Origin of the sequence: Streptomyces glaucescens, from assembly GCF_002154375.1 — a bacterium.
Lineage (GTDB): Bacteria > Actinomycetota > Actinomycetes > Streptomycetales > Streptomycetaceae > Streptomyces > Streptomyces glaucescens.
The window spans coordinates 1-800 of sequence record NZ_MUND01001011.1 but is presented as its reverse complement, the minus strand read 5'-3'; the positions used below and the strand labels follow the sequence as shown (position 1 = coordinate 800).

Below are 800 nucleotides of genomic sequence, written 5' to 3'. Positions count from 1 at the left end.
GGTGGGTAGGAAGGGTTGCCCTACGGTCCTCCCGGGGAAGGGAGGGTCCGATTCACCCCAGAGTCGGTTGGGTCCCCGGCTCCGGCCGCCGTGGGGGCGCCGGACTCGGCGGAGGCCGCGCGGCCCGGCGACGTTCGCCGGTGGGGGTCGTGCGGCCTGCCCGGCACGGTAGCCAACTCGTGTGGCTCGTGTGAAGGTTGGTGGGTGATATGCCCGATACATTTTCGTGACCTTTCGAGCGGTGTCGCTCGCCGTCGCCGAACCTGAGCGGGGCGTGGCCGACCTGCGGCGTAGCGGGCCGAGCGCGGCGGGTGAGGGGCCCGGTTCCCTTGTGCCCGCCGAAGCCCTGGCGACTGTGATGTTCTCCGGGCGGCCCTCGGTTGTCAGTGGGGCCCCCTAGACTCGGAGAGCGATGAGCAGCCTCTTTGACGACAGCTTCCTGGCGGATCTCCAGGCCCCGCGGGCCCACGCGGAGGAGCCCCCGCCGCCGCCCGAGGACGATCACGTGCCGGAGTCGATTCCGGACGATCTGTTCGGCGGGAAGTTCGACCTGCCCCCGGACCGGGAGGAGTACTACCGCGACGGCGCACCCCGCCCCGCGGTGGACTCGGCCGCTCTCCTGGAGGGGTTGAACGAGAACCAGCGCGCAGCCGTCGTCCACTCCGGCTCCCCCCTGCTCATCGTGGCCGGCGCCGGCTCCGGCAAGACCCGCGTGCTCACCCACCGCATCGCCTACCTGCTGGCCGAGCGGGGCGCCCACCCGGGCCAGATCCTCGCGATCACCTTCACCAACAAGGCCG

The 800-nt window shown here is 71.9% G+C and carries 1 protein-coding gene; it reads left to right on the top strand.

Annotation, left to right across the window (positions count from 1 at the left end):
• Nucleotides 1-412: 412 nt before the first annotated feature.
• Nucleotides 413-800, top strand: a 388-nt coding sequence (locus tag CCN42_RS40210; protein ID WP_158102208.1) for a UvrD-helicase domain-containing protein, incomplete at its 3' end; no start/stop codon positions are given.